Source organism: Nocardia sp. NPDC004722 (assembly GCF_053601505.1).
In genome coordinates this window covers 1-4058 of sequence record NZ_JBSGBY010000703.1, presented here as the reverse complement: position 1 = coordinate 4058, position 4058 = coordinate 1, and the positions used below count along the sequence as shown (strand labels likewise).

The window sequence follows — 4058 nt, the reverse complement described above, 5'->3', positions numbered from 1 at the left end:
GGTTGAACACAGCTTGGCCGATTACGCGCATTCCGATCACGCCAGCCGCAGCCGGGAAGAGAAGGCCCGGCGGCTGGCCGCCTACATCTGGGCGCGTGGCATCACCGGCGACGAACTGCTCGCCATGCCCGCGGCACACCGCCGCAAACTGGCCCGCGCCGCCGACACCAACCCACCGAGCACCGAGGAAACCTGGCAGGTCGTGGCCCGCCTGTTGACCGACAAGGACGCCTGGGCAACCCGCAACCCCACCCACCCCGCCGCCGCCCGGCCCCACCTCGACGAAAAGATCCTCTGGGTGAAACCCCCGGTCAAACCCTGGGAGTAGCGCGCCCGGACCCTTGACAGCAAGAAATGAACCAGGGTTCACTGCTTGGGTGTCCCCCGACTACGAGAACCACTCCGGTACCCGACCGGCCGCTTGGCGCGATGATCTGACCGGTGGTGACGACTCGCTGTTCGCGGGGCGTCCGGAGCCGGTCGACGAATACACCGGCCGCGTACTGACCTACGAGGTGACCGGGCGGATTGCTCGGATCACGTTCAATCGGCCCGAGCGCGGTAATGCGATCACCGCGGATACGCCGATCGAATTGGCGGCGGCAGTCGAGCGGGCCGATCTGGATCCACGGGTGCACGTGATCGTGGTGAGCGGGCGGGGTAAGGGATTCTGCGGCGGGTACGACCTGTCGATCTTCGCCGAGAACAGCTTCGCTCCGGCGGAGGGATCACAGCCGACCGAGGGCACGGTGCTGGATCCGGTCGTGCAGGCGCGCAACCACAATCCCTGGGGCACTTGGGATCCCATGGTCGACTACGCCATGATGTCGCGATTCAACCGCGGGTTCTCCAGTCTGCTGCACGCCAACAAGCCGACCGTGGCCAAGGTGCACGGGTTCGCCATCGCGGGCGGCACCGATATCGCGCTGTACGCCGATCAGATCATCTGCGCCGCGGACGCGCGCTTCGGCTACCCGCCCACCCGCACCTGGGGGATTCCGGCGGCGGGGATGTGGGCGCACCGCGTGGGTGATCAGCGGGCCAAGCGGCTGCTGTTCACCGGGGACAGCCTCAGCGGGAAGCAGGCCGAGGAGTGGGGGCTGGCCATCGAGGCCCCGCCCGCCGACGAGCTCGACGCGCGCACCGAGGAACTGCTGGAACGCATTTCGCGGGTGCCGATCAACCAGCTCATCATGGCGAAGCTGGCGCTCAACAGCGCGCTGCTCAATCAGGGCGTACTGAACTCCGGCATGATCAGCACCGTGTTCGACGGCGTCTCGCGGCACACCCGGGAGGGCTACGCCTTCCAATTGCGTTCGGCCACCGCCGGTTTCCGCGAGGCCGTGCGCGAACGCGACGAGCCGTTCGGGGATTGGAAGGGCGCGCGCGCCGAGCCGCCCCAGGACTGAGCCTCAGCCGATGCCCTCCAGGTCGGTGCGCTCGACCTCGGCGACCACCCGGCCCGCCAGGGAGCGCAGGGCCGCGGCCTCGGCGGGGGTCATGTCGTCGATGAACAGCCGCCGCACCAGCTCGACGTGATTGGGCGCGGCGGCCTCGAGGGCCGCGCGACCCGCGTCCGTGAGGCGCACCTCGCGGCCGCGCGCGTCGTCGACGGCCTGGCAGCGATCGATCAGGCCCCGTGCGCTCATCCGGGTCAGATGCTTGGACAGGCGGCTCTTGTCCCAGCAGATCTCCGCGCCCAATTCCTTGGCGCGCAACTGCCCTCCGGCCGCGGACAGCGCGACCAGGACTTCGTAATCGGAGAAGGACATCCCGTCGCGGGCCAGCCCGGCGGCGAGGGCGGAGTCCAGCCGTTGCCGCATGCGAATATAGGACTGCCAGGTCACCTGTTCCGCATCGCTCAGCCAGCGCGTCATGAGTTCCATAGTATCGACGGTTAGTTGACATGGACACTATGAGGATCCACAGGAACCTCACGGGCGCTCGGCACCGACCTCCAGCGCGGTGCTGACGTACAGTACTGACGGTTCGAATTGCGTAGTTCTGGCGGAAATCATCAATGCGAGAGCGGGTTTCCAGACGGGACGAATGAGACATATTCCGGCAGAAGAGGTTCCGGCGTTCGGGGCAAATCCCCTAATCGACCTGGATGGATAGCCCATCCGGTTGACAATGCAACGTTGCGCCAGAAAACTCGACGCCGAGCCCGGACCGGTCACCGCGCCGCGACCCCGTGGCGGCGGTGGCACCTCCGCGCCGAACCGGGCCAGCTACCACCCTATTGCGCCGACATTGAGGAATACATGAACGTTCGCCGGCTTCTCGTCACCGCCAGCGTCGCGGGCTTGACGACCATCGCAGCCCAGTCCGCCGTCGCCCTCGCCGACGTCCCCACCGGTTCCTCGGGCACCGGTTCTTCCGCGATCGACACCGGCTCCGCCGCCACCGGCTCGGCGGGTCTGTCGCAGACCGGCTCGGCCGGCGGGCCCGTCTACGAGAACTGCGACCAGGCCCGCGCGGCCGGCGTCGCCCCTCTCTTCCGCGGTCAGCCCGGCTACAGCCCGCACTTGGATCCCGACGGCACCGGCATGGCTTGCCCCACCGTCTGATTCGAGTCGAATCAACTCTCGAACTCGCAGGGGTAACCCCTGAAACCCCGATTCGGGGTGGAGAGGAACTCAGGGGCCAGCCCCTGAAAGTCGTCGACCGCTCAGCGGCGGAAGATCTTCACCACGACCAGGGTCGCGATCAGGGCACCGGCCCCGATCAAGCTGTACTTGATCTTCGGCTCGTTCAGCTTGGCCACCACGGACTGCTTGGCGTTGTCGGCCAGGCGCTGGGGGTCGGCGCGGACCGCGAGTTCGTCGAGGGTGCTTGCGAGCCGGTTGCGGGCGGCCTCGATCTCGCGCTCGATCGCCTCGGTGTCTCTCGCCACGTCACACTCCTGTCTGAATGCCGCACTACCGGCGGCGACTGTCGTCTCAGGGGTCGCCCGCGCCGACTCCTTCGCGCGGCAGGCGGACCCGAACAGGAGTGTATCGCCAATACCGCGCCGGGCTCCGGGACTCACACGCGAGTCCTGACCGGCCCGGTCTGCAGGGCAATCGCATCGACTAGCGTGGGCGGCATGACCGAGAATCACCGACTCAGTCCCGGCGACACCGCCCCCGCCTTCACCCTCCCCGACGCCGACGGCAAGGACGTCTCGCTGTCGGACTACCGCGGGCGCAAGGTGATCGTCTACTTCTACCCGGCCGCCAGCACCCCCGGCTGCACCAAGCAGGCCTGCGACTTCCGCGACAACCTCGCCGAATTGGAGGGCGCGGGCATCGAGGTGGTCGGCATCTCCCCCGACAAGCCCGCCAAGCTCGCCAAGTTCCGCGACGCCGAGCAGCTCACCTTCCCGCTGCTGTCCGACCCGGACAAGGAGGTGCTCGGCGCGTACGGGGCCTTCGGCGAGAAGATGATGTACGGCAAGAAGGTCACCGGCGTCATCCGCTCCACCTTCCTGATCGACGAGACCGGCAAGGTCGAGGTCGCCCAGTACAACGTGAAGGCCACCGGCCACGTCGCCAAGCTCCGCCGCGACTTGTCGGTCTGAAAGGCCGCGAACCCGGAAAACACCGAACCCCGGCCACATTCATGGCCGGGGTTCGGTGTGAGGGGTGTCGGAAAGCTCTAGACCTTCGGCATCATCTGCGCGGCCCACTGCAGCATCATGCGCCAGTGGCCGTCCCACCAATCGGAGAACTCGGGGGTGCCTAATGGCGGCGGGGCCGTTTCGCCGGGGAACAGGCCGGACTCGGTGGGGGCGCCGACCGCGTGGGTCGGGGCCGGGATGATCGACTCGGGGTTCGAGGCGACCTCGGGCTCGGGCTGCGCCTTGATCAGCGGCCGGGGGTGGGACTTCGGGCCGTCGGAGTGCGGACCCCAGTTGAGAGTGGCCGGGTCGATGGTCACCATTTCGCCGGGCGGCGGCGCGGGCTGATCGGTATTCGCCGTGACCGTGTCGGTGGGCGTGACCATGCCGGGCATGGCGGGCAGCCCGGCGCCCGCGGAACCGGAATCCGGTGCGGGCGCGGCGGGCGCGGGCGCGG

At 68.3% G+C, this 4058-nt stretch carries 6 protein-coding genes and 1 pseudogene; 4 read left to right on the top strand and 3 right to left on the bottom strand.

Annotation, left to right across the window (positions count from 1 at the left end; genetic code table 11):
* Positions 1–13: 13 nt before the first annotated feature.
* Positions 14–328, top strand: a complete 315-nt coding sequence (locus tag ACWELQ_RS40200; RefSeq protein WP_452402240.1) for a hypothetical protein — start codon at positions 14–16, stop codon at positions 326–328.
* A gap of 49 nt (positions 329–377) precedes the next feature.
* Positions 378–1409 carry a crotonase/enoyl-CoA hydratase family protein gene (locus tag ACWELQ_RS40195; protein ID WP_452402239.1) on the top strand — a complete coding sequence of 344 codons (1032 nt, stop codon included), beginning with the start codon at positions 378–380 and terminating at the stop codon, positions 1407–1409.
* 3 nt (positions 1410–1412) lie between these two features.
* On the opposite strand, the gene ACWELQ_RS40190 is transcribed toward ACWELQ_RS40195, so the two are convergent.
* Complete coding sequence (locus tag ACWELQ_RS40190; protein ID WP_452402238.1) at positions 1413–1877, bottom strand: MarR family winged helix-turn-helix transcriptional regulator; 465 nt, start codon at positions 1875–1877, stop codon at positions 1413–1415.
* Positions 1878–2306: 429 nt separating this feature from the next.
* Here ACWELQ_RS40190 and ACWELQ_RS40185 point away from each other — a divergent pair, with 429 nt between their 5' ends.
* Positions 2307–2570 carry an excalibur calcium-binding domain-containing protein gene (locus tag ACWELQ_RS40185; RefSeq protein WP_452402237.1) on the top strand — a complete coding sequence of 88 codons (264 nt, stop codon included), beginning with the start codon at positions 2307–2309 and terminating at the stop codon, positions 2568–2570.
* Positions 2571–2671: 101 nt separating this feature from the next.
* On the opposite strand, the gene ACWELQ_RS40180 is transcribed toward ACWELQ_RS40185, so the two are convergent.
* Positions 2672–2896: a DUF3618 domain-containing protein gene (locus ACWELQ_RS40180; RefSeq protein ID WP_379357640.1), complete on the bottom strand. Its 225-nt coding sequence runs from the start codon at positions 2894–2896 to the stop codon at positions 2672–2674.
* A gap of 192 nt (positions 2897–3088) precedes the next feature.
* Here ACWELQ_RS40180 and bcp point away from each other — a divergent pair, with 192 nt between their 5' ends.
* Positions 3089–3562 (top strand): thioredoxin-dependent thiol peroxidase, encoded by a 474-nt coding sequence (gene bcp / locus ACWELQ_RS40175; RefSeq protein WP_452402236.1) that lies wholly within the window; start codon positions 3089–3091, stop codon positions 3560–3562.
* Positions 3563–3639: 77 nt separating this feature from the next.
* Here the strand turns inward: bcp and ACWELQ_RS40170 are convergent.
* Positions 3640–4058 (bottom strand): annotated as a pseudogene (locus ACWELQ_RS40170) (hypothetical protein); the annotation flags it as partial.